The sequence below is a fragment of the Chryseobacterium sp. BIGb0232 genome (assembly GCF_024810195.1).
Taxonomy (GTDB): domain Bacteria; phylum Bacteroidota; class Bacteroidia; order Flavobacteriales; family Weeksellaceae; genus Chryseobacterium; species Chryseobacterium pennae.
The window spans coordinates 58106-82286 of record NZ_JANUEH010000005.1; the positions used below are offsets into that span (position 1 = coordinate 58106).

Genomic DNA, 24181 nt, shown 5'->3' on the forward strand with positions numbered 1-24181 from the left:
GTAGTTTTTATAAAGGGCCAATTTACACAATATGTAAATACTATTTTGTTGGAATTGTGAATTACCCTTACTGTTATCTTAACAATAAGCTTATCGTTTCTGTTTTTTTTATCTATTGGTTTATTTTATTGATATTTTAACCAGATTGTCTGGGTTCCTTTGGATTGGGCGTAATGGACGAAATTTTGAAAATTATTTAAATCTTTAATGTGCTTAAGCTATTGCCGTTTAATTCAAATTTAGCAATTTGACTTTGAATTGTTTAGCTGATTTTGAGCTTTTTCTTTAAAAAATGAATCTTATATTGTAGATTACATTGAATATATAATTGGGGTAGAGATTTATTTGAGGTTATTACTATAAAACCTTCCTACTTCCTCATCACCATTTCCAAACCAATATTTATCCCAGAAAATCCAGAATTCATTCTTATTCTGAGAATCCTGTTCAATTCTGATGTTTGAAGTTTCATTTCCTGCCTTCATACGGACTTTCATTATCCTGCTGGTCCCGGAGTGATGTGGCTGAATATCCTTAATCTTTAACAATTCCGCTTTCAAAGCCTGATTGTCAAAAGTTCCAAATGTATAATCTGACTGGGTCATTTCTGTGTTTGACTTCTTTATTGTTTCGATGAACTCATTTTGGATATTCTTTAGAATGATTGTCTGTAAGGCAATCAATATTATGGCTACAATAAAAACCTGAGTAAGGAGAAACATTCCAATGAGTCTTAATTTTTGATAATTTTTCTTTAAGGATTGAACAACATTTGAAACCAATACTATTATAAAGCCCAGGAAAGCTGTTACTAATGAAAATGGTAATAGTGGAAACAATATTGAGTAGATATATTCAAAATTTTCTATCATAGGTATGTTTTGATTTTCTGTTGAATATGTTTACGGTGTTTATTTAGTATAATCTCCTTCGATAATCAATTTTTCCATAGCGCTTACAATTTCAGAAACAGGAATAGCGAATACCCCGGCGTCTCCTTTGTCAAACTCTTTTTTCCAGGTAGAATATCCGTCCATTTCAAGAGAATCAGGCATTTTGCTGTTTTCTTTATACACTTTAGTCACGCTTTTATCCAGGGCTTCTTCCGACATAGGGATATGGGTTAGTTTTTCTGCAAAACCAGTGGGACTATCAGGGTTTCTCATTTTTAAACCGCTGATAGAAATGTGAATAACTTTGCCTGTTTTAGGATATTCTTCAATCTTTAAAATGGTGACCGTTGAGTTTGCTTCTATAGGTCGGGTTTTGTAATTCCATTCCTGGCCTACACTGTATTTCATATCATTTTTGGTACAGCTTAAAAGAGTAAGAAGAGCAGGCTACTGTTAAGGTAAATAATTTAATCATGATCAATTGGTTTTTTAGTTGAGAATATATTTGATCTAATAATCTTAATCAGGCAGGCTATTCATACAAATGAGTTTTTATTTTTTTAGCTTAAAATAAAGGTTCTCCATTGAGGTCTGTGGTCAGAACTTCACTCATATAATCAAAAAAGGGACGCATGGCCAGCAGGGTTGAAACGACTTCCTTTTGAAAATTATCAGAAAGAACTTCTTTGTCAGTAAATTTCCGCATGACGATGTATTGTTTTTTCCTGATTAAATCTATTGCCGGATGATTTTTATCAAAGCCTCGCGGAGCTGTTTTTACAGACTCACCTTTCAGTTCACCGAAATATTTTATGAAGGTTTTGTCTGAGGTAATCTTTTCTATTTCTGTAGTACTGATTTCAAATTCTTTGCGGATGCGAAGTAAATCCTTAGTTTCCGGTCCCCAGAATCCACCACCTACAAAACTGTTTCCGGGTTCCAGCTGAATATAATATCCACCTCTGAGCATCGGTTTTGAACGGGAATACCCAACTCCAAAATTATTTTTATAGGGAGTCTGATCTTTAGAAAAACGAACATCTCTGTAAATTCTGAAAATATGAATTCCCTTTAAATTGTCATATTCCTGAAGTTCGGTATACACCTGATTGAAAAACGCTTTATTTTCCTTCACAACCAGGTCATATTCTATTTTGTGCTGGGCAAACCATTCGCGATTGTTGTTTTTTTCTAATTGCTTAAGGAATTCAAATGCTTTTTTCATAATGTTGGATGCAGGTTAGATGTTTTCACTTGGAGATATTGTTTTTCAAAGTTAAATACCTTTTATCACTTTATCTATACTATTATAAGCTAAATGTAAAATATCTTCGTTTGTGGAAAAACCAGCCTCTTCCAGAAATTGTATTTTGGACTTAATGTTATTGAATAATTCCAAATCCGGGTTTTTAACATTTTCGATATAAAATATGTCAAAGAGTAAACAGTCACAATCCTCGTAATCTTTTAGTAAAATAAATGATTTAAAGAACAATTGGTAATGATCAATATCCACTATTCTGTTCTCATCATAGTGTAATATGGTTCTTGCAAAAATGGAATGCTCGTAATCTTTAAAATTGACCAGGTCTTCCTCCAGTTCTTTCCAGTCGGACTGATTAAAGGTATCCAGGATTTTATATATCATTTCATTTCCTCCATTAAGCCAATAGTCACCATCTGTATTCCTGTCTTTTTCAATGATATGTTTAATCTCTGAAATTTTATGTGCTGGCATTTCTTATAATGAGTTTTTATTTTCCTAATATATTTTTTAAAAACAGGCCTATTTTAGATCCACTTTTCTGTTCGCTAACAAATGGAGCAGGAATATTAATGTCACTATTGTCTTTGGTCAAATTTTTAATTCCACTATATAAACTCTTTACTTCATTTGTAATGGTAGATACAGAGGTTAAGGGGTAAAATTTATCAGCGGCAGTCATTCCAACCGGGAAGTTGGTTCTTTCTAACCAAAATGGTTCCAGCAAATCACTTATAGGTTCCATGTGTATTTTATCATCAAAACTTTGTCTTGCTTTTTTGATGAAATCTTCATCCCAGTTTGAGTTTATACTTTCAAAATATTTTAATCCTTTTGCTGGGATGTGCAGCAAAAAAAATTGAGTTTTATCTCCGATTTTATAAATATCAAGAACTTTGAAATAGCTGTCAAGGTTCATACAGCAATGTCCAAACCTTTCATTGTCCGGATTTACCTGATATAATTTTGCTGCTTTTGCGGAAGCAATTAAAAATCTTGTATTAAATTTCATTCCGCCACCTCTACAGCTTACATCAAGGAAAAAACCGTTTCTGATGAGCTTTCCTTTTGTAAATTTTTCAGCTACAGAAGGTTTTAAATCACAATCTTTATAATATAATGTGGCTCCGGGATAGGTCCAGTTGATGATTTCTTCAGAATTTTCAAAAATGCCGTTTTCTATTGCTGCCATATCTTTTATTTCTGTTTATACATTTCAATTTTTTCAGATAATCTTTTGGCCAAATAATCATTACCATCTTTTAAATGCTCATAAATCATTTTGGCCTCCTCAAGATATTTTTCTTTCTTCGTCTGTTTCCAGTAATAAGGTGGTGCATATAGATTACAGATTCTATCAGCCATTTTAACCGCCCATATTTCTTTGGGTTGCGCTTTTATCCGGTCTAAACTATCCATCATCTGATCTTGCTTTTCAAGATCCGTGTTTTTGGTTAATGCAAGAACACCTTCTTTAACCTGTTGGCCATATTCTTTTTCAAGGTCTTCTATACTCAAGGTGGTATCTTCAATAGTATCGTGCAAAAAGGCACATTTTACAGCAAGCTCTGTATTAAAATCAGAAGTGTTTCTAGCAGCGTTCATGATTTCAAATACCACACTTCCGATATGATTGATGTATTCAATTTTTTCGTTTTTATTTTGACCTCCATAAGTTTGTCCACTATGGAGAATACTTACTTTTTGCCATATATTCTGCAAATCATCAATAGTAAAAGTATCGTTCATTTTTTTTATTTTAGTTGTAATAATCGATCTGGATTTTCAGCCAGTTTTCCAGTTCAGCGAATTTTTCGATAGGAATATATTCTTTGTAATTATTAATTTTATTTAATAATTCTTCATAATCTTCCGGTTCAAAGTAATCATTTGGATTTTCTTCGTATTCCATTTTTTCTTTATGACGTAATATCATTTGATTGGTTTCTTCAACATGTAAATCAGCAATGAGTTGTTTGGAAGATGAATAGTTGGCCACTACATATTCTTCAATAAAATAGTTCCAGCGCCCAAAATCTTCAGTACTTCTATAATGTAATTCTCCATTGGTAATTTCATATCGACTAATGGTTTCATTTTGAGTTACATAAAATAAAGCATCCTCTAAATAAGGAGATATCGTACTAAGGAAATCATTAAAATCTCTGTCAAATCCATATTTAGTGGATCCTTGAATGGAAATGTAGATGCCTGCTTCCCCGAAATCTATTATTCTGTCATCTTCATACCATTCAAATTTTAGGACTTTTCCATCATGAGAGTTTATGATGAATGTATTTTCAAAAATGTACAATATATTTTTGATATCATGAACTTCATTGATGATGGTGAATTTTTCTGAAAAAATAATCTCTTTGTCTTTGCGGACTTGTAGAATGGCACCACCATAAATCACTCTTGGCTTAAGCTGATATACATGACGTAGATTTCCCATTTTAAATTTTATATATTGTGTTGATTAGATAGCATGTAAAAAGATAAACCTCATTTAATTCTATCCAAATACTGTTTTCTTATAAGTTCAATGACAGGAACGAACAGGTTGATGTCTTCCGTTGAGGCAACCCAGGTATAATCCCTATTTTTATTGGCTAAGCTGATTCCAAATTTCCATTCGGAACCATCCAGAATGATTGCTTTTTGATCTCTTATGCTTTCAGGCAGTTTTATTTGCTCAAGTTTTGACAATTCCTTTTTCAATATTGCCGTATCTGTTTCAGAAAGAATTTTTTCATCAGTGATGACCCTCAGTCTGTCCAGATTATTAATTCCGGAAGTCCATTGTTTTAAGTTGTATTCCGTATCCCATTGCCTGAATTTCGAAAGGATACTTCCATCAGGCATTTCAGCTAAAATGATCTTATAGGGAAATCCTCCAATTGTTGGGAGCTCTGAGAAATAAGCAATGATCTTTTCTTCCGACCTTAGTTCAAAGTTTTCTATTTCAGCTTTAGCAGCGTTCATCAGTGCTTCTATACTGTTTGAAACTCTTTCCATTTTGTTGTCTGTGGGATTAGAAAGAAAGTGTCAATTTTCTACCAAAATCTAAAGAAAGCAGTGAGAGATATTGGTATAAATGAATAATTTTCATGGTTTTAGTTTTTAAAATTAATTGCTATTAGTCTATGGTTCAAGATTTACCTTTTTATTTTTCATTTTTAATTCAATGACTTTTCCCTCTCCGTCTTTTATCTGTTCAGTTTTTAAAGGAATGAAATCCTTAATTTTTTCAGTTTCATAAAAAAAATGACTTTTATCAACAGCGTATCTATAGTTCCCATCAAGAATTTTGAATGTATTGACATCAGCATTCTCTATTTTTGTGATCTGTCTTCCACCACTTGTAGGCCGGGAATAATATACATTTTTATGGTCTTTTGCAAACCAGGAGTCTTCGATCTGTTGAAATGAATTAGGATCGACTTCCTGTGAAATAATACCATTAAAATATTCAGCATCTTTTAATACTCCCTTAAATTCTCTTTGGGCAATCGTTTTTTCGTAAAGGAATCCAAATTCGTTTCTATAAAATGTATTTTTAATATGAGTTAATTCTACACTGTCCTGCAATTCGTATTGTGCGGGATATTTTTCAGACTTCCTGTTATCCTTTTGCAGAATGGCCTTTGTAGAAGGTTGTGAATATTCAGTTTTAGATTTTTTTTCGAAACAGGCCACGAAAAAAAATAATAAATACAATTTAAAAATAGTTCTGAAATTCATAGGAATGATTTTTTTGTAAAATACATAGCAGAACATATAAATGTAATAAAGTTTTCATTCAAAACAAGGATGTTTTAATAGTTTTTAAGTGATCCATATATTGATTATTTGGACGATTTCCCAAGCAGTATTATTTTTTCTGAGTATAAATGCTGTTCCATCACCATAAACTCCATCATGATAATTTGCTTCAATATAAGCAGTCTGTCTATCGTGAGAGAAAAAGACCTTTGAGAATTCTAAATATTTATAATTAATATGATTTTTTTTATCCTGTTCAATTTCAGATAATTTTAAATTTCTATATTTCTTCTGTATAGTTTTGCTTATTTCTGTAATCTTATTTTCATTGTATTGGGATAGGAAATCTTTATAGTCCTCTCTAAACAGAAATTTTTTTGCACTGGCATCCGGTTTTCCGTCTGCTCCTATGGGTAAAAAGTATTTTTCAAAATCATTTTGATCTATAGTATTAAAATTTATTTCAATTTTTATTAGGGTGCTGGAAATTTTGTCCTGGGTTACATCAGTTTTCTTCGCTTTAAGATGATTATAATCAATAATTTTTTCAATAATAAGATCATTGTCTGAACATTTGTTTTCCAGATTTTTAATAGAAAAATTCGAGAGTATAATAACGAAAAATAATAGGAGAGGTTTCATATATTTTGTATTGATTCACGTATTATCTGGTGATAAGATCTTTTTTGTGATCAAAAACTTATTGATCTTTCCAGTTATATTTGGTCATTGTATTAGTTAATTTTTGATCTACAACTTCAATACTGAGTTCTCCGTTTTCTTTTGTCAGTATAATCATACAACCTTTTTCTAAAATTCCGCTAGCATTAAATTCCAGTTCCTTTATTTTTATGGATTGGGTAATGCCATTACAGTCTGTTTCCTGTTTGAATGGCTCTCCTGTATGGCCGTAAAAATGATAATGGAAAATGACATGATCTAATATATTCCTGATTTCAGGCATACCATAATTCTCTTCGCCACTGTTGTCCTTATCATGAGTGATTAAGATATCAAAATTATCTTTTGTTTTAAGCAGTTTCCTGATTTCCTTTTTTTCATAATCCTGAACAAAACGCTTTTCAGATCTTCCTTTCCGGTCACCAATCCTTCCAATACCCACAAAAGTGAGGGTTTCATTTTCCGTTTTTAATTCCTGTTTTAACCCTGACTTGCAAACAAAGACTTTTTCATAAACATCAATGGGAAATAGGCTGTTTTGAAAATTTTTCTTTTCCAGTTCATCCAGAAAATCATGATCTTCATGATTACCACGAACACAAATCATATTGATATTGAGCTGATTTAAAAATGCCTGAATGTCTGGATTTATTTTTGTAAAGTCATCATGAAAACCAAGTTCATCCCTGTCATATTGTGCATGTTTTATGGTTGCTTTGTCCAGGTTTTCAATATTTGGGTAAGCTCCCATATCTCCGCATTGCAATATAAAATCAACGGCATTCCCAGTTTGTTTCTGATATAAATCAACCAATTTAAAGGGCAATAATATTTTACCGTGAATGTCAGAAAAAAGAGCAACTCTCATGATGTTTGTTTATTTAAAATTGATGGAAATGTTTTTTATTAAGTCCAATTTTTAGTGTGATTATATGCTTAAGGGATAAGAAAAGCAATCTATTCTATATGTTTTTATTTTAAATTTCCATTCTCCTCTTTTTCTGCTTTCATTGATAAATTCGTAGACCCTTCCATTTCGGGCATCCAGAAAAAACTGATTATATCGAATTATTTTTTCAGATTCGATTAGGATTTGTTTATAAAGTCTTTTTGTTCTTGCTAAGCATGAATCGGATTCTTCCACTTTATATTGATCCACTCTATAAGTAGAATAAATATAATTCTCAAATATTTTTGGTTTCAAATCAAGATTCGTTTCAGCATTTAAAACACTTTTCATTAATTCTTCGATTAGTAATCCAAACTCTTCTTGGGTTAGATTTAATTCAGAAACAGTATTTTTTATCTGTTTTTCAAATGTTGAATTCGTTTTAGGATATAGTTGTTTTTGATCCTCATTATCAAAATTCCAATAGTCAAAATACATATTTGAGAAAAATGGAACAGCATAGAACTTTTTATTCTTGCTAAAAACTAAAATCTCGTCATAATCTTCTTTTTTAGGATTTCTATAGAGTGAAATAGTGAGAGAGTCTAAATTCACTTCTTTTACTTTTTCAAAGTTTTTGGCAAGCATTGGAAAATTCTGTAAGGTAAACTCTATACTTTTCTTTTCCGAATGAAATTCATTTATTTTTGTTTTTTCACACGATAAAATACACAACAGTACTATAGCTGATGCAAAGTATTTGAATTGTAAATGTATACCTGTTTTCAATAGTATGCTTTTTTTATTTCTTAATTTCTTCAATTAATTTTTCAATTTCCTTTACAATATCTGAGTGGCTACTATTCTTTTCTTTGTCTATTGAAAATAATCTATTGCAAACTTTGACAATTCGGTCTAATACTGTATTGTCATTAGGTGACCAGGTTTCACCAGTCTTCATTTGTCCGTTTGTATCGGTTGTAGCAAAATAAAACATGGTTCCATCAAATCCTCTTTTTTCCTTTTCTGAGGTTTTCATTTGTTGGGTAAGAATTTGAAATAAATTTTCGATTTTTAAATAAAGAGTAGAATCTATTTCGGTTTTATGACTGATTAATTTAACCTGGTTACGTTTTTTAGCATACCAAAAATTTTCAGAAAATCTATTGGATATAATATAATACCTGTTATCTATTGTTTCAACTGAAAAAGCATATTCTTCGGAGAATGAAGGTATTGAAGTATAGCGTGCATAAGATTGTTGTGAAAAGTCTTTATAAAGTTTTGGAAAGATGTCGTTATAGTACTCCCTTAAAGAACCTTTATATTTGTCAAAATTTTCTGAAAGTTCTAAATATCCTTTTTGCCCGAAACATAAAAGTGTACTCAAAGTAAACGATAATATTAAAATTCTCTGTTTCATAGTTGTTTCCAAATTCAGTTCGCTTCCCAAGAAAGTATTTTGTGTAACTTTAATAGAGCAGTTATTTATAATCTAATTTTCTAGCAATTGTCTGTCAAATGCTATCTGTGCATTATTACCTTGCCAGATTACCTTAAAGCCAGATGGGAGAGCCATAAATTGAACGATTTCCGGGCTGAGTGTCATAAATTGTCCTACTGTCATTTGTTCGAAAGACATTGTTTCTTCATTAAAGCGATCTGTCATTGCAACCCATCCTGAGTCTGGATAATCTCCTATCCAACGGAACAAATTGGCCTGTAATCCTGTTTTGATCAACGGATCTACTGTAACAATCTGGTCAAAATCAGGAAAATCAGGTTCTGTTTTTACTCGAGTACAAACGGAAAGTTGTTGGTTCAGGATGTGAAGTGTACGGTTAAGACCTTCACCAAATCCTTGCTGTTCCGGGATGACTTCAAGAATTTCAAAAAAGTCTGACGCTTCATGAAATAGAATGCACCAGGAGAAACATGTAATTTTTTCTCCGCTTTTAATATCTGGTTTTTCATCTTGAATAAATTCAACCAGATATTGTAAAATTGGTTTTAGTTCATCTAGTGAAAGAGTAGTTTTTGCAATTTTTATTTCTTTCTCAATGGATGATTTTAGTCCTTTGGAATAATAATAACTTCCCTCAGAATAAAATTCTATATTTCTGATCTTAAATGTTTTGCTTCTGTTGAAAAATCCCATAGGATATTTTGGTTATTAGTTTTTTTGATTAACATTTCAATTTCCCTTACAATGCCCACCTTGTACACAGTCAGAATTTAGGTATTGTATTGCCCAGCGGATATCTGGTATTCTGTTTTATATTTCCAATATTTCCGTTTCAGTATTTTCATACCTGGTTTTTAAACTTTTAATTTTTGCTTCAAATTCACGATATATATCTTCAATTTCTCCTGGATAAAAATGAAGCCAGCGACTGTGATTTCTATATGCTTCCTGCCCTTCAGCAAGTTTTTTGTTTCTTTTGGATTCGTTTGGTACTAAAATTTTGTTGATGGTTAATTGGTGTGGCTTCAACATTTCAGTGAGTGTATCAAAGCTCGTAATACTTACTTTGAGATCACAGATTAGAATATCATCTTTTGAATGAATAATCTCTTCAGAAATATATTTAAGCTTCTTTTCGTGAGATTCTATTGATGAACGGTAATTAAATTTTTGAAGAATATCATGACAACTGACAATTTTAAAACCTGCAAATTCAGAAATGTTTATATCCTGTTTAGAAACCTGTAAAGTTAAAATTACGGTTATTTTCTTTTTTAACAAGTTTTCTTTTTTCTTGAAAAGGTCAAATAGTCCCATAGATGAGTTTTTGGATACGGTTATTTCTCAAATATAGGAAAGTTCTGATCATTCTAAAGTCTTGAAGTGTAAAAACCGCTTTGAAAAGAGCGGTTTTTATTATTGATTGGATCTCCACTATCCAAAGTTTCCTGAATTTGGATTAGTTGTATTATTTGCACAAAGCCAGGATATTCTATCTTTTGAACTTTTCTTCTAGCAGTTTTTCCATTTCATTATCTTTTATATTATAATGTCTTTTATTGAAAAAAACTGTGCCCCTACGAAATTTTGATTTGGCCAATTAATATTATTGTCTTTTAAATCTTTTTGATAAACTTTATTAATATCAATTTGGTGTATTATAACAGTATTATAGCTCCAGTCCATCTGTGTTTTTTACTCATTTTCAAAAATAAATCCACTTTCCCTGTCCATTTGTTTCCGCTCTTCCTTTGATATTCTTTTCCTTAAGACTCTGGTAGTATACGCTCCTTTTACAATGTTTTTATCAATATACATCCAATCCGTTATATTCTGAGGATTAACTTCAATAGTATCTCCCAGTTTTACCTCCATTGTTGAAATGGGTTCTCCATCTACAATTCCATAAAATTTATGGTCAGAATATTGAACTTCACTTATCCATATATGTTCGCCTCCGGAATCAGGAGTTGTAAATTTTTCTTTCAATGCGAAATTATAATAATCCGGATTGTGGCTCTCTATTGCTTGCCTGAACTGGTATAAAGAGTTTTGTGCATTTTCTATTGCGGTATTCATTTCATTGTCTTCTCCCTGTAAAATGTGTACACCAGGCTCATTATCTACTTTTATAATTTTATCTTTTTTCTGACAGCTTAGTATGGCAAGACATGAAAGCAAACAGATTGAATATTTAAAATGCATAATTTAATCTAATAATATTAATTTGATTTTCTAAATGGCTATCCATTGTTCTTATTCTTTGCTCTTCTTTATCATATTTTTACTTCGTAATGGGTAATGAGTTGGTTGGCATTCTTTAAAATGATTCCACGAGTATGCTTTTCAGCTCCAAGCTTTTTCTCAATATAATTTTTAAGTTTTCTTTGATCGGAGCGAATGAGTTGCCAGTCTAATCGATGAGCTTCTTGTTCATGATCCGGATGTATAGAATCTTTTGCTATCGCTCCTTTTTCGTTAAATCCCATAAACTGTGATGAATTGAGAAAACCATTTTGGATTCCGCCAAAATATAATCTTTGGATTCCCCAGCCTTCACTTGTGTATCGAAATGTGTAGCCGTTACAATATTTGGGATCTAATATCACTTTTCGAACTATATTTTTTGTTTGATCTAACGGATTCCAAAGCCCAAATGTAACGGCATTTTGTTTGCCATTTTCTAGATCAAATTTTTCCAGAATTTCGCTGGTTGAAAAATACTGTTTTAATTCTTCTCCAAATTCAGAATAATGATCAAAAACGAGATAATCAGTTTCTGAAAATATAAAATCCAATATTAATTTTTTATCCTCTAGTGTTCCGAAAAAATCTGTTTGCATGATATTGTATGGTTACTAATATTCAAATTTATCCATTGTTTTAATATCATTTATGCACAACTACATTACCATTATATTATTTTTTTGCTATCCGGAGTTTTCTAGTTTTGGGAGTATACCTTGGAATTGTTGTTCAAAATCGGGAGATTTTGCGCAGCGAGTACACTTTCGCTGATATCTGCCACCTGTATGCTTTTAATCGCTGAGCTGGTGACAGATGTCGTACTTCCGCCGATGATGTACAGTTTATTGTTATATACTTCTGCTGTGGCATGTCTTCTGGGAATCATATTGGATGATAATTGATGCAGTTTATTGGTTGTTGTATCAAAATAAGCCAGAAAAGTTTGATTATTATAACCCCCTGCAATAAAAATCTTATTACCGGATACAGCTAATGAATGTCCGGATATGGCAGCAGGCATTGTATATTGATTGGTCCAGAGATTAGTTTTGAGGTCGTAAACATTGATCAGACGGGATGAGGTACCATTAAAACCGCCAATCACATAAAGCTTATCATTCACAATTTTGCCTTTTGCTTCTCTGGCTGTGGGCATATTGGGTAGTGGATTCCATGTATTGGAAGCAATATCATAATATTGGAATGTATTAGAAAATACAGTGGTTTTAGCTCCGCTTAATCCGCTGCCGCCGAACACATATATTTTACCGCTATAGATGGCAGAGCCTGCATTTCCTGTATAGGAACGATTAACAGCTCCTTTTGTTATGGTATTGGTGGCAAGGTCTACAATTTCAAGATGGCTATTTCCCCAACCGTTAAAAATGTAAATTTTATTATTATAAGCCTCTGAATTAGCAAATTTCTTGGTCAGCAGAGTAGCATTGAGAACACTCCATTTGTTATCCGTAATATTATATTTCTCAATATAATTAGCATTACCTCCCTTGTCCTGATATCCGTTGCTCACATAGATATTATCATCCACAATGACGCTGGTTGCAGCACCTCTGCCTACAGACATATTGGCGAGATTTTTAAAATCAAGGGTTTGTGCATTGGCTAGTAGTGTGCCCAAGAATGAAAGGAATAATAATTTTGTTTTCAATGGTAGGAATTTTAGGGTTGGGTTCTCAATTTCAGAAACAGAAATAGTACGTGAAGCTAGGGCATCTCGTCAATTATTTTTCCTAATTGTTCAGCAATAGAATTTTTTGACATACTTACGATTTTCCATTTTTCGTCATCAAACTTTGAAATGGTGATAAAATGGTTTGCATCAAATTTAAAAGTGTAATAGTAAAAGCCGTCTATTTTGTCAACATTTCCAATAATTTCAATATTGTATTCTGTATTGTTGAAGTTGAAATTAATGATATTAGGTTTATCCATTTGGTTTTAGTTTAAAACAATTTTTATATTCTTCATAAGAAAAGTCATTATAAAAGCTTCTGAAAACTTTCTCAAAAAAACTTTCTAAATAAGCATTCATAGAATATAATGATCCTTCTGCTACTAACTTATTATATATTTCATCCATTTTTTAATTCTTGCTTTTGGATTAAGATTTGATATTTCTCTTCTGATGTATTTTTTGATTTGAATATTTAATATAGTATGAAACAAATATAGTAAAAGCGGGAACAGGAAAGGGAAATGATGCAAACCCATGTTAGCAACAGTTATTATTTTAATTGAATTTCAATCTTTTTATCTTCCATAAATAACTTTATCCAATTCGGATTCTCATTATTTCTTGGAATGCAGTCAATTAAGCTTTTATAATTTTCTATCGCTTGTTCCCCAAACTTGATTTTCATTTCATAAATTTCATTGCCACCATATCCAATCCAGGCTTTTGTTATGATTTGCCTGTTTTTTTCAATAGTATTATAAAGTAAAGATTTTGTGTCTTCTGGTAAATGTTTTATACCGTCACACCAAAAAGTTTTAGCATAATATTTTATATTTTCCCTTTCCTTTCAATAATAAGGTACGCTGCATCCAGCATTTTAATCATATGAATATACGGGTTTATCATATTACTTTCCGGTAGCTTATCATAAATTCCCAGTGAGAAATAGACCATCCCGGATATAGAATAATCAAATTCCTTGACGCTGTATTTTTTGAATGCTTTTTTTAAGACCAACAGTGGGGGTTCTTTCGGTTCATCTTTAGTAAGATTAACATAAGGATCTTTTTTCGTCCAGAATATATCCAAGACTGTATGTTTTTTAGCTTGTTGTTATTCAGTCTTCTTTTGCTAGATGCAGTTGAATGAAACTGTCTTTAAGTTGATATTCTTTATATTTAAATTTTGAGTTCAGTTCACTGCTGTTTCCTAAAACACCGCCAACTCCTGTGATTAATGGATGAATATTAAAATAGATGTCCGTTACCAAATCTTTGTCTATAAAGGCATTAAAAGCACCTGTTCCACCGCCAACTGCCATTTCGTGCCACCCTTTTTGTGACATATATTCAATAGCTTCTTCGGGACTTTTAACAGTCTTGTAGTCTTTTGATGGGTAAGCTTTTTCAGAGAGTACTACGATTTCTATTCCGCTGAAATGGTCTTTGACCTCCTGTGGGAAGGTTAAAAAATTTTCAAAAGTTTTCATGCCTATGACAAGGTTTCCAACTTTTTTAGCGAATGCCAAATAAAACTCCATTGCTTCCGGTGGCAGCTGATGATGTGGATGATCGGATAATAATACTTTACCATTAGCTGAAATGTTGGCAATTACTGTTACTTTCATTTTTAATTTTTTTACCGTGTAAAATTATCTGAAAGAAACTTTACCTTTACTATCCGTTACCTTTTGGAAAGTAACTATTGTATGAGTACTAAAAAAAATGACATCAGTAAAGAACAAATATTGGCCCTTAAAGATGCCATTGAATTGTTGGGCGGCAAATGGAAATTCTGTATTCTGCATAATTTGTATCATCACGAAACAATGCGTTTTAAAGATCTACAGGAAATAGCTCAGGGAATAAGTCCAAAAGTTTTATCCAAAGTGCTACAGGAATTGGAAGAGAATTTACTGATCACCCGAACAGTTAATAACACCAAACCTGTTACCGTTTCTTATGCACTTACCACACATGCCGAAGAAACTGAAGATGTTGTTAATGCCTTAATTAATTTTGGGTTGAAGCATAGAAAGAAGATAAAGGAGAAGTGATTTATATCATTAAGAAGCTGAGCTTACATCAAATCATCTTTTTGATTTGAAAGCTTTATTTTTTTCTCTCTTTTCAATAATAAGGTCCAGCATTTAATCATATCAATATTTGGATTTATCGGCAAGTTATCATATACTCCAAGTGAGCAATAAATTGGCTATCCGAAGTCTCCTGACTTCGGAGTCTTTTTTTAAGATCTATTTTTATTTTATCGGCTCAAAGTCAGGAGACTTTGCCAGCGGGAGAGATACCCTTTATCACCAAGCAAGATACAATCTGACAACCGTTCTTTAATGTCCTTCAAAAAGTGAATATCATGAATAGATGCCGGACTTAGGTCTATACTTTAAAAAACACCGTTCACAGAACAAACCGCGTGAAGTTGTAGCCATAAAAAGACATTTGCTGTGATGCGCAAAAACCTCTGTTTGGATAACAATACTGTTCATCTTTACATATTTTAGAGCGTGCGCTTAAAATAATTCCTATTTTTACAATTAATTTTTAACCAAAAATGGTCAATCTATTTTGGATTATGACACAAAAATAGAAATGAAAATAAAAAAAATATTATTTAGCATATTAACCGCTCTTGTTTTAATGATATCAATATTCCTTTATATGAATAGGGATAAATTTGTCTATGTAGGTTCAGTCGATATTATTGAAGTCGATTGCAGCAAAAAAAATCAAATCTTGAGCGAAGTTTTTGAAAGTGACCAAAGGATTAGAAAATCAAATGAACTCATCAAATACGCTAAAGAAGATCACAGGAATCAGGAATTAGTGATTAGCATTATTGAAAAGTGTGGTATGCCGACATTAAAGGAGGTGGATCAAAAACACATGGATGCAATCTGGTTGGGTCTGCAACATAGTACTAAGGAAATCAGAAAAAAGTATTTTCCACAAATAGAGAAAGCGGTAAAAAATCGAGACTTATCTAAACAGCAATATGCATTGATGAAAGATAGGATGTTAATGGACGAAGGAAAACCCCAAATATATGGTTCACAAATAGAAAATGGTAAATTGTATAAATTAGAAAATCCTGAAACTGTAAACGAAAGAAGAAAAGAAATGGGATTGGAACCAATAGAGGATTATTTAAAGTATTTTAATATTCAGTTCAATCCGAATTAACAACACAACATGTAATCACGTAGACGACTTTGCTCTCCGAAGTCTCCTGACTTTGGAGCCTTTTTTAAGGTCTATTTTTATGTTATCGGCTCAAAGTCGGGAGACCTTGCGCATCGGGGATCTTAGCAATACAATATTATTTACTGCATTTATTTTTCTACTGCTTTTAAAAGTTGATACTTTTCAATTTTTTTGGAATCAAATTTTTTTTCTGGTATTAGTTTGTATGCTTCAAATTCTAAACCTTTATTATTTTGCTTAAAATACTCAATTTCAATATAACTTGAGTCTATAGATAGTTGTGAGTTTCCTTCATTAAAAACTAATGAATCATTTTCTTTCTTAAAAATTAAATTTCCATTCTTCTCGTAGAAATCTATGAATTTAAATTCAGATAAACCCAATGTTGAATTTAAGGTATAAACTAAATTTTTAATATTAATTCCTTTATAATCTTGAATTTCCGTTCGGATAGGTTGTTTTTGTAATGAACGATCAATATTGGATATTGTTTTGATCGTTAAAGTATCATTATTCCACTTTATTTGAAATGGTCGAGAATTCTGTACTCTAAAGAAATCAGTATTATAGAAATCGGGGCTTTCTTTATATTTAACAATTTGTAAAGCATTTACAGATGAACCAAATGCCATTCCGCTTTCAATAGTATATAAATAAACATCGTATTTCTTATTTGTTGAAGATAATTTTTGAATATTCGAAATTTGATCTTTATCATATTTAGAGCAATTAATGAATAAAAAAATAAATATTAGACAACCGAAAATTCTTTTATTAGACAACTTTTTCATAGTATTTCCTTCAGCTGTTTCAACTTGATCATGTATCGTAAATTGAAGCTAAAACTTTAAGTTAAATTACAAATTTTAACTGAAGTAGAAAAATATGTTACCCTTGATACAGAACCTTTGTTATACATGATTTTACCTAGTTATCTTTTATTTTTTCGTCTCCTTTCAATAATGAGGTACGCTGCATCCAGCATTTTAATCAGATGAATGTATGGGTTTATCATATTCCTTTCCGGTAGGTTGTCATAGATGCCCAGTGAGAAATATACCATTCCGGAAATAAAATAATCAAATTCCTTAACACTGTATTCTTTGAAAGCTTTTTTAAAGACCAGCAGCGGATTTTGATATTCTTTCTCCGAAAGTAAGCCAAGACCCAATGGTGAAACATCTTCCAACTGAATATTGACAAACAAATTCTTTTCCTTCAACATTAAAAAGTAGCCTGCACGGACAAATGACCGCATCGCCTGATGAAAATGATAAATGAAAGAAGGTTCTTCTTTTATCCAGCTATTTCTTTTAAGGGCATAGCTCATGATGGTGTTTAAAAGTTCTTTGGTTGCTGCCAGATCATTAAGCTGAAAAAATGTTTCCATCTGCTGTAACTCGTAATATTTCTTCAGGCCTTTCCCAAGCCGGGATTGAAAGTCTGTTTTGTTTTTTTTCATGAGTTTGTATTTTTTGTTGTACGATTTTACCGGCAGTAAAGAAGTAAGCCCTGCAATGCCTGAACTTCCTGTCTATACAAGCCGAATGAATAGGTTAGAATTTGTGTTTTCTAAAAGCCCGAAAGCCGCAATGGATTGTACACCCCATTGTACTGTATCATGATACTTTATGTTGTAAAGCAGACTTAGAAAAAGATGATTGTAGAAAAGCAGAACAGCATGAAAATAAAAACGGCATGAGACTCTACAATATCCGACTTGAGGTACTGGTATACCTGTACACAGATAAGAGAGCTCACGCCTAGGTCGTGAGCCTTTTACTTATCCTCTCGTGTACTTTTAAATTACCAGTTTTCAAGTCGAGATTCTAAGCAATAGCTTCTAATTATTCTTTGAAGTATCGCAAAGCTACATTTATTGTAGCTTATTGTACAAATATAATATAATTTTTGAACTGTAGGTTAATTCAACTACATTTTTTTATTGTAAACTTTCCAAATTGCTCTGATAATGGTATTGCAATGGATAGAATTGAATTTCGAATAGCTTTTGGGAAAAGAGTTGAAAAATTTAGAAAGAAGATGGGATTAAGCTATCGGGAGTTAGCTCAAAAATGTGACGTAGACCATAGTAATATCAGTAAAATTGAAAAAGGAGAAGTTGATTTAAGGATTTCAACAATACAGGAATTAGCTAAAGGTTTAGAAGTTCATCCTCAAGAATTGTTTGATTTTAAAATAGAATAAAAACTAATCTCCGAAGTCTTCAGACTTCGGAGATTAGTTTTAAATAGATTAGTTTTAAATAGATTAGTTTTAAATAGATTGGTTTTATTTTCCAATATTACTTAATATTTACTATCTATAATAATTTAATATAAATTGTTAACTTAAACTTTTCAATATTCCATCGTTGATAATTGTATGTTTAAAATTAACCATATCTGGATATATGTAATTTGCTGTAATTCCCATCTCATTTAATTTAAGTCTTATTGCAGGAATTAATGATTTATGTATATTGATACAGCCTGAAACAGTATCTAGAATCATTAATTCATTAAATTTATCTTCCCCAAGAGAACTTTTAGTATGCTCTACATCTTCTTTATAAGTTCTTTCTAAAGGATACCAAGGATGATTATTAAATAGAAATAACCCCTCTTGATTAATGATATTTGCACTATTAAAAATTTTATAAAATTCGGTTTCAGGTAATATTATACTCATACAATTTAAATCAATTGATTCATATGAAATATCTTTTTCTTTGATATTTTTATCAAAAACCATTTGCCAGGTTAAAAATGCTGTATTCGATTTATAAGTGAAATATAGTGAAAAATAATTGTCGATTTCGTTATCACTAGGAGTAAAATTTATACCATCTATAGCAAAAAATAAAGCAACATATGGGTTATTAGTATAATCTAAAAATGGTGTTGGAACACCAAAATGTTGCATGTAACTTAGATAAGCTAAATCATTGTTTTCATCAATTCCTGAATTTATCAAAAGTTTTTTAACTACCTCATTATTCCATCTCTTTGTTGCGGAAATTAAGTTTGATATAAAGTCTTTATAATGTTCGCTGATCATATCATCAGCTACCTGTTTGTGCAGTTCTTGATTTATATACATTCGTTGAGCAGAATTATATAATTTATATTTGGCTTCTCCACAGCCTCTGTATATAAAGCCACTTCCTGTCTCTTGAAAACCTTTGATTAGCTCAAATATTTTCTGAACATTTTTATCCAATTTCGAATCACCATTTTTAAAAAAATCTTTTTTCTCTTCAAATGTTTTATATTCTTCTAATTTCATATTATTTTGCTTTTAATCCGAGTCTTTTTCATGTTGTATTAGTATTATAGATTAAAAATTCTAATAATTTAATCTAAAAAAACTAAAGCTATACGATGTGATCGTTTAGTAATTGGTTTAATGACTGAATTTGTAATGTATAGAGATAGTATGGATTATTCCATTGAATTTTTACAATACTATTAATTATTATTCGCTCTTTTTTCCAAATTTTCTAAATGCAGCAACAAATTGATATATTAAATATGAGTTTATTATTTTTGATATATTATCAATGACAATACTTGTAGGAGAAATTTCTGATTCTGATTTATCTAACAAAATTTTTGGTAAAAAGTCACTTTTTCTAATTGGGTTTAGAAATTCTAGTAGATAACTTGCATTTTTCCAAAAATAATTAACTCCATTACTTTTACAATTAATTTTGAAGCCTAGGCTATTACAATATAATGAATATAATATAATTGTTGTCGCAAATAAAAGTAATAATGCTCTTTCCCAGCTTTGGCCATGCTTATTTGTAAATTTATTAAGACTTAAATTAATTTTTTCAGCTCCACAGCTTAATGTACTTAAATATGTGTTTAATTCTTCAGTATGATATTGGCTTGCAGTTAGATTATCTCCCATATTCTGATATACTTTCTTTATTTGGCTAAGAGCAAGTTTCTGTTGAGATGTTTTATCAGTATTTGTACTATCTATGTTTATAGGATTAGGTAGAGATGTCCCTGCAAGAGCTATTTCTGTAATTTTTGATGAATCGAATATCATTTTTTGATCAAAAAAATTACAGTCAATAAATGTTGTTTTACCCAAATCTGAATTTTCAAAGGATAACGACTCCGAAATTGAAATTTTCGAAATTGTTATATTTCCAATATTTGTAAAGTTTTCAAATTTTAAAGTGTCTAAATCTAATTCGCTTAAATGATAGAAGGTATCTCTATTTGAATAGCGAGAAATTAGAAAATTCTTTATTCTTGGTTTTGAAGAATACTTTTTAGTATAAGTATTTGTTTTGATATCAAAAAATTTATCATCATTGGGTAAGCAATGAATTTTAACAGGGGTAACGCATTTGATTTCTAAACTACCAATATCACCGCCTGAAATCCAAATATTATTAGTATAACTTCCACCTTCAATTTCAAATCTATTTATTATAAGGCTTTGGTTAGTTTTCAAAACTTCATTTTCATTATTAAGAGTTCCATCAAGCGTGCCAAGCCAATGTTTGAAATTGCCGCCTAGTAAAATTAAGTTTTTGATAGTTCCGCCTCTAATACTTACAAAACCATTAAAATCACCTCTACGAAATAAAACCTTATTGAACTTTGCTCCAAGGAAAATTATGTTTTTATATGTGCCTCCATCAAAAATAATTTCTTTGTCATAAATTTCATTTTCTTCAAAAATAATATCATCACTTAATTTGAAATCTCCATTTAATATGATTTTATCACTCTCATATTGTACAATATATGAGAATAGTTTATCTTGTATAGATGTACCATTTAAAATTTGTTTGAAATCTTTAGAACTTATATCCATGGAAGTATGATTGGTTTTTTTGATAGTTTTAAGTAATAATTATCAATAAATTCCCCAATTTTTTCTCTTGCATGTTTCAAATCATAGTAAGTAGAACTTACAAATACTCTTGGTTTCATGAATTTGTTTAGTTATTAGTGTTTTAAATAAAACCCGAATCTACATATTATATTAATATTTTATATAATTAATGTTATATTTTTTGAAGATTGTTATTTTGTATATAAATTTCCTCCTAAACTAAAATATTAAAAAGGTTTTCCCTTACGGGAAACCATAAAACAAAAAACCGCTCCACAAAAGCAGAACGGTTTATATATTAAATTTGTCTTAGCCACTTGCTACTACATCATTCCTGGCATTCCACCACCCATTGGCATAGCTGGTTCAGCGCTCTTTACTTCAGTGATAACACATTTAGTAGTAAGAAGCATTCCAGATACAGAAGTTGTGTTTTCAAGGACAACTTTTTTACTTGTATTGTTGGTTGTATGTATCCTTGTCAAGGTTTTAAACCTTGACAAGGATATCAATCCAGGTATTACCTTTGCCAAAAAACTGAAACCTTACAAACAAAAAAACCGCTCTACAAAAGCAGAACGGTCTATATATTAAATTTGTCTTAGCGACATGCTACTACATAATTCCTGGCATTCCACCACCCATTGGCATAGTTGGTTCAGCGCTCTTCACTTCAGTGATAACACATTCAGTTGTTAAAAGCATTCCAGATACAGAAGCTGCGTTTTCAAGTGTATTTTATTGAAAATCAATTTCTTTTGTAAGAGGTATTGACTCTTTTTTCAGGAAATTACCATTATGAGCATCATAATAGAAACAGTTTAGGGTATTTTCTTTTTGATCATCATAAAAACTTATTGTGTATACCCATTTATTTGTTTTTGTATCAATAGATGTTTTAATGTCCCAGAAATTATTGTCACTGAATATATTTTTTTGATAGTTGGTGTTGAGCTTTGCTGCTATATTTCTTATGCTTACAAGTTTAATTTTCTTATCAATGAATTCTGGTCTGTCATCATACTGAACATCCATATCTTCTTCTTTTAATAGCTTTCCTTCTGTATTGTATTCTTTCCAGATGCCAGTAGGGTTATATCTTCCTAAATTTTCCTGTTTATAACTTAATTGTAAGTTTTTGAAATAAGAATAAATAGTCCAATGGGAGCCTTTGGTTATTTGTAAGAAGCCTTCTCCTTTTTTATTATAGCTCATGATAATGCTTGTTCCATCTTTACTATTGTAAAAAATACTTTCTTCTTTTACAGTTTGTAGTGTGTTTTTTTCAGGATGAGCAATTAAAGAATCTCTAATTCTTTTGTATGCTATGGTATCAAATTTATTTTCCTTTTTAAAAGGAAAGTACTGAGAATGGGAGAGATTATAGATAAAGAAAAAAATAAGAATTAATATGCTTTTTATCATGGATTGTTTTATGGTAAAAATACAAAAAAACCGTCCTACAAAAGCAGAACGGTTTATATATTAAATTTGTCTTAGCGACTTGCTATTACATCATTCCTGACATTCCACCACCCATTGGCATAGCTGGCTCAGCGCTCTTTACTTCAGTGATAACACATTCAGTTGTAAGAAGCATTCTAAATACAGAAGCTGTGTTTTCAAGAGCAACTCTTGTTACTTTAGTTGGGTCAATGATCCCTGCTTCAAGCATTTGAAGATATTAGTGTTTTAGCTAATATGATTCCATTTTCTCCATGAAATACATCATATTTTTCATTAAATTTTCTCTTCCAAAATAGTTTTTGACAAGCTCATTATTATTTTTACAAAAAGTTCTCTCATTATAAATAGTATAAAAAATAAGATACTGCTGTAATTTTTTTAAGCTTGGCATTCCGGAAAAATTATCTTCATAGATTAAATAGCTATTTTTTGTATTTGCTGTTAGAGTGAAAGGGGCACCATCAATTACTGAGCTTAGTAAATCTGTAATGCTTTTTTCTGAAATTGATTTTATACTATTAAAATCTATAATGATTTCTTTTTCCTTAAGTAATTTTAAAAATGCTGATTCAGAAATTTTGTAAATTTTATTTCCTTCAAAATTATTTTTCTCATACAGTTCCTTTATCATTTTTAAATCATTGTCATTAAGATCAATCGTATAGGACTTTAAATGAATTAAACTGTCTATTTTCTTTGCTTGCTTTTTTGATATTTTGGTTGAGGTATTCTCATATCGGATAGTGGGTAAGTATGTGATTTTACAACTTATGGTATTTTTATTTTGACCTGAAACAAAAATATTTGAAACAGTTATGAAAATTATGGATAATAAGATTTTCATGTTTTTTTTACGAATATAAAAAAACGCCCTACAAAAGCAGAGCGGTTTATATATTAAATTTGTCTTAGCGACTTGCTATTACATCATTCCTGGCATTCCACCACCTATTGGCATAGCTGGTTCAGCGCTCTTTACTTCAGTGATCACACATTCAGTTGTTAAAAGCATTCCAGATACAGAAGCTGTGTTTTCAAGGGTAGTTCTTGTTACTTTAGTCTTTATAAATTGCTAATCTTATTTGATCGAACCCATTTTTTCCCCTAAAACGAAATAGATAGGCATTCAATTTCTGACTTTGCCATTTGATATCATCTCTTACTGTTTCTTCTTTAGATTTTTCCAAATCTTCATATACTTCCAGGTATGGTTGTCCAAGATTTTCATTTAAATATTTTTTGATTTCTTGGAATTTTTCATCAAACTGATTAGTAGATATTTCAGCTTTTTCATTTTCATTCCATTCATAGAACTTGAATAGGGTTTGGTCATCTTTTGTAAAAAAATAATCTACTTTAAGAATGAAGTTATTTTCATTTCTTTGATAAGATTTAGGAATTTCAAATATATGCTTTTCAAAAGTTGGATAAATATCTTCTCCAATTTCCCAAAAATATCCAAGCGTGATATCTTTTGATTTTTTACTTATTTCTTCTTTCTTAATTTCAGAGAATTTTTTAAAAGAAAGATCAATTTCATTTTGAACAGGAACATTATTGAATTTACCTAATGAACAACTGTAAGATATTAGTATAATAAAGACAAAGAGAATTGTGGGTTTCATTATAGCATTATGTTGTTGTGAGATACTACGTATATTTTTTTCATAGTTAGACTTTTGTACTTATAATTAAAGTTACTTATGATAACCCAATATACAAAAACTCAA

General features: G+C 30.7%; 34 protein-coding genes and 1 pseudogene. 3 read left to right on the forward strand and 32 right to left on the reverse strand.

Going from position 1 to position 24181, the window contains the following annotated elements:
* Positions 1-341 precede the first annotated feature (341 nt).
* The 21 genes from M2372_RS13480 to M2372_RS13580 all read right to left on the reverse strand — a co-directional run bounded on the left by M2372_RS13480 (position 342) and on the right by M2372_RS13580 (position 14527).
* Positions 342-872, reverse strand: a complete 531-nt coding sequence (locus M2372_RS13480) for a hypothetical protein (RefSeq protein WP_148060810.1) — start codon at positions 870-872, stop codon at positions 342-344.
* A gap of 39 nt (positions 873-911) precedes the next feature.
* On the reverse strand, positions 912-1301 hold the full coding sequence (locus M2372_RS13485) for a hypothetical protein (protein WP_185018894.1): 390 nt from the start codon (positions 1299-1301) through the stop codon (positions 912-914).
* A gap of 157 nt (positions 1302-1458) precedes the next feature.
* Positions 1459-2118 (reverse strand): DUF2461 domain-containing protein, encoded by a 660-nt coding sequence (locus M2372_RS13490; RefSeq protein ID WP_123320795.1) that lies wholly within the window; start codon positions 2116-2118, stop codon positions 1459-1461.
* A 51-nt stretch (positions 2119-2169) separates the two neighbouring features.
* Complete coding sequence (locus M2372_RS13495; RefSeq protein ID WP_123320794.1) at positions 2170-2631, reverse strand: hypothetical protein; 462 nt, start codon at positions 2629-2631, stop codon at positions 2170-2172.
* 16 nt (positions 2632-2647) lie between these two features.
* Positions 2648-3349: a hypothetical protein gene (locus tag M2372_RS13500; RefSeq protein ID WP_123320793.1), complete on the reverse strand. Its 702-nt coding sequence runs from the start codon at positions 3347-3349 to the stop codon at positions 2648-2650.
* 5 nt (positions 3350-3354) lie between these two features.
* Entirely contained in the window at positions 3355-3906 is a 552-nt protein-coding gene (locus M2372_RS13505; RefSeq protein WP_123320792.1) for an HD domain-containing protein, read from the reverse strand.
* Positions 3907-3916: 10 nt separating this feature from the next.
* A complete protein-coding gene (locus M2372_RS13510) occupies positions 3917-4612 on the reverse strand; it encodes a hypothetical protein (protein ID WP_123320791.1) in 696 nt (231 codons plus the stop codon).
* A gap of 50 nt (positions 4613-4662) precedes the next feature.
* Positions 4663-5175, reverse strand: a complete 513-nt coding sequence (locus M2372_RS13515) for a hypothetical protein (protein ID WP_123320790.1) — start codon at positions 5173-5175, stop codon at positions 4663-4665.
* A gap of 126 nt (positions 5176-5301) precedes the next feature.
* On the reverse strand, positions 5302-5901 hold the full coding sequence (locus tag M2372_RS13520) for a DKNYY domain-containing protein (RefSeq protein WP_185018892.1): 600 nt from the start codon (positions 5899-5901) through the stop codon (positions 5302-5304).
* 84 nt (positions 5902-5985) lie between these two features.
* Positions 5986-6564, reverse strand: a complete 579-nt coding sequence (locus tag M2372_RS13525; protein ID WP_123320788.1) for a hypothetical protein — start codon at positions 6562-6564, stop codon at positions 5986-5988.
* A 58-nt stretch (positions 6565-6622) separates the two neighbouring features.
* Positions 6623-7471, reverse strand: coding sequence for a metallophosphoesterase (locus M2372_RS13530; RefSeq protein ID WP_123320787.1), 849 nt, complete (start codon positions 7469-7471; stop codon positions 6623-6625).
* A 60-nt stretch (positions 7472-7531) separates the two neighbouring features.
* The gene (locus M2372_RS13535; protein ID WP_148060809.1) at positions 7532-8281 is read right to left on the reverse strand and encodes a hypothetical protein; all 750 of its coding nucleotides are present in this window, start codon (positions 8279-8281) and stop codon (positions 7532-7534) included.
* Positions 8282-8294: 13 nt separating this feature from the next.
* Positions 8295-8915: a hypothetical protein gene (locus tag M2372_RS13540; protein WP_123320785.1), complete on the reverse strand. Its 621-nt coding sequence runs from the start codon at positions 8913-8915 to the stop codon at positions 8295-8297.
* 72 nt (positions 8916-8987) lie between these two features.
* The gene (locus tag M2372_RS13545) at positions 8988-9650 is read right to left on the reverse strand and encodes a hypothetical protein (protein ID WP_115970347.1); all 663 of its coding nucleotides are present in this window, start codon (positions 9648-9650) and stop codon (positions 8988-8990) included.
* Positions 9651-9767: 117 nt separating this feature from the next.
* On the reverse strand, positions 9768-10238 hold the full coding sequence (locus M2372_RS13550; RefSeq protein WP_148060808.1) for a hypothetical protein: 471 nt from the start codon (positions 10236-10238) through the stop codon (positions 9768-9770).
* A 414-nt stretch (positions 10239-10652) separates the two neighbouring features.
* Complete coding sequence (locus M2372_RS13555) at positions 10653-11162, reverse strand: DUF2314 domain-containing protein (protein ID WP_123320783.1); 510 nt, start codon at positions 11160-11162, stop codon at positions 10653-10655.
* A gap of 71 nt (positions 11163-11233) precedes the next feature.
* The gene (locus tag M2372_RS13560) at positions 11234-11800 is read right to left on the reverse strand and encodes a hypothetical protein (RefSeq protein ID WP_115970350.1); all 567 of its coding nucleotides are present in this window, start codon (positions 11798-11800) and stop codon (positions 11234-11236) included.
* A gap of 101 nt (positions 11801-11901) precedes the next feature.
* On the reverse strand, positions 11902-12873 hold the full coding sequence (locus tag M2372_RS13565; RefSeq protein ID WP_148060807.1) for a kelch repeat-containing protein: 972 nt from the start codon (positions 12871-12873) through the stop codon (positions 11902-11904).
* A gap of 56 nt (positions 12874-12929) precedes the next feature.
* Complete coding sequence (locus tag M2372_RS13570; RefSeq protein WP_123320781.1) at positions 12930-13157, reverse strand: hypothetical protein; 228 nt, start codon at positions 13155-13157, stop codon at positions 12930-12932.
* Positions 13158-13728: 571 nt separating this feature from the next.
* Positions 13729-13989 carry a hypothetical protein gene (locus tag M2372_RS13575; RefSeq protein WP_123320780.1) on the reverse strand — a complete coding sequence of 87 codons (261 nt, stop codon included), beginning with the start codon at positions 13987-13989 and terminating at the stop codon, positions 13729-13731.
* A 28-nt stretch (positions 13990-14017) separates the two neighbouring features.
* A complete protein-coding gene (locus tag M2372_RS13580; protein ID WP_123320779.1) occupies positions 14018-14527 on the reverse strand; it encodes a dihydrofolate reductase family protein in 510 nt (169 codons plus the stop codon).
* 81 nt (positions 14528-14608) lie between these two features.
* On the opposite strand from M2372_RS13580, the gene M2372_RS13585 reads away from it, so the two are divergent.
* Positions 14609-14956: a helix-turn-helix domain-containing protein gene (locus tag M2372_RS13585; protein WP_123320778.1), complete on the forward strand. Its 348-nt coding sequence runs from the start codon at positions 14609-14611 to the stop codon at positions 14954-14956.
* Between the two features lie 242 nt (positions 14957-15198).
* Here the strand turns inward: M2372_RS13585 and M2372_RS13590 are convergent.
* Positions 15199-15431, reverse strand: a pseudogene (locus tag M2372_RS13590) (transposase); the annotation flags it as partial.
* Positions 15432-15509: 78 nt separating this feature from the next.
* Between M2372_RS13590 and M2372_RS13595 the strand changes: the two are divergent.
* Positions 15510-16100 carry a DUF6624 domain-containing protein gene (locus M2372_RS13595; protein WP_123320777.1) on the forward strand — a complete coding sequence of 197 codons (591 nt, stop codon included), beginning with the start codon at positions 15510-15512 and terminating at the stop codon, positions 16098-16100.
* Positions 16101-16249: 149 nt separating this feature from the next.
* Here the strand turns inward: M2372_RS13595 and M2372_RS13600 are convergent, their stop codons facing one another.
* Together M2372_RS13600 and M2372_RS13605 are read right to left on the reverse strand one after the other, a co-directional pair.
* Positions 16250-16912: a hypothetical protein gene (locus M2372_RS13600; protein WP_123320776.1), complete on the reverse strand. Its 663-nt coding sequence runs from the start codon at positions 16910-16912 to the stop codon at positions 16250-16252.
* Between the two features lie 140 nt (positions 16913-17052).
* On the reverse strand, positions 17053-17583 hold the full coding sequence (locus M2372_RS13605) for a hypothetical protein (protein ID WP_123320775.1): 531 nt from the start codon (positions 17581-17583) through the stop codon (positions 17053-17055).
* Positions 17584-18104: 521 nt separating this feature from the next.
* Between M2372_RS13605 and M2372_RS13610 the strand changes: the two genes are divergently transcribed.
* Positions 18105-18329 carry a helix-turn-helix domain-containing protein gene (locus M2372_RS13610; protein WP_068944690.1) on the forward strand — a complete coding sequence of 75 codons (225 nt, stop codon included), beginning with the start codon at positions 18105-18107 and terminating at the stop codon, positions 18327-18329.
* 138 nt (positions 18330-18467) lie between these two features.
* Here M2372_RS13610 and M2372_RS13615 read toward each other — a convergent pair whose 3' ends face one another.
* The 8 genes from M2372_RS13615 to M2372_RS13645 all read right to left on the reverse strand — a co-directional run bounded on the left by M2372_RS13615 (position 18468) and on the right by M2372_RS13645 (position 24076).
* Positions 18468-19409, reverse strand: coding sequence for an FRG domain-containing protein (locus M2372_RS13615; protein WP_123320774.1), 942 nt, complete (start codon positions 19407-19409; stop codon positions 18468-18470).
* A 189-nt stretch (positions 19410-19598) separates the two neighbouring features.
* Positions 19599-20963 (reverse strand): hypothetical protein, encoded by a 1365-nt coding sequence (locus tag M2372_RS13620; RefSeq protein WP_123320773.1) that lies wholly within the window; start codon positions 20961-20963, stop codon positions 19599-19601.
* Complete coding sequence (locus tag M2372_RS25640) at positions 20954-21082, reverse strand: DUF4062 domain-containing protein (RefSeq protein WP_123320772.1); 129 nt, start codon at positions 21080-21082, stop codon at positions 20954-20956. Before M2372_RS25640 ends, M2372_RS13620 begins: the two co-directional genes overlap by 10 nt.
* 225 nt (positions 21083-21307) lie before the next feature.
* Positions 21308-21469 (reverse strand): hypothetical protein, encoded by a 162-nt coding sequence (locus tag M2372_RS13625; RefSeq protein ID WP_185018912.1) that lies wholly within the window; start codon positions 21467-21469, stop codon positions 21308-21310.
* 253 nt (positions 21470-21722) lie between these two features.
* Positions 21723-22409, reverse strand: coding sequence for a hypothetical protein (locus M2372_RS13630; RefSeq protein ID WP_123320770.1), 687 nt, complete (start codon positions 22407-22409; stop codon positions 21723-21725).
* 85 nt (positions 22410-22494) lie between these two features.
* Positions 22495-22659, reverse strand: a complete 165-nt coding sequence (locus M2372_RS13635; protein WP_409013140.1) for a hypothetical protein — start codon at positions 22657-22659, stop codon at positions 22495-22497.
* A gap of 21 nt (positions 22660-22680) precedes the next feature.
* Positions 22681-23295 (reverse strand): hypothetical protein, encoded by a 615-nt coding sequence (locus M2372_RS13640; RefSeq protein ID WP_123320769.1) that lies wholly within the window; start codon positions 23293-23295, stop codon positions 22681-22683.
* Between the two features lie 211 nt (positions 23296-23506).
* Positions 23507-24076, reverse strand: a complete 570-nt coding sequence (locus M2372_RS13645) for a hypothetical protein (protein ID WP_123320768.1) — start codon at positions 24074-24076, stop codon at positions 23507-23509.
* Positions 24077-24181: the final 105 nt, after the last annotated feature.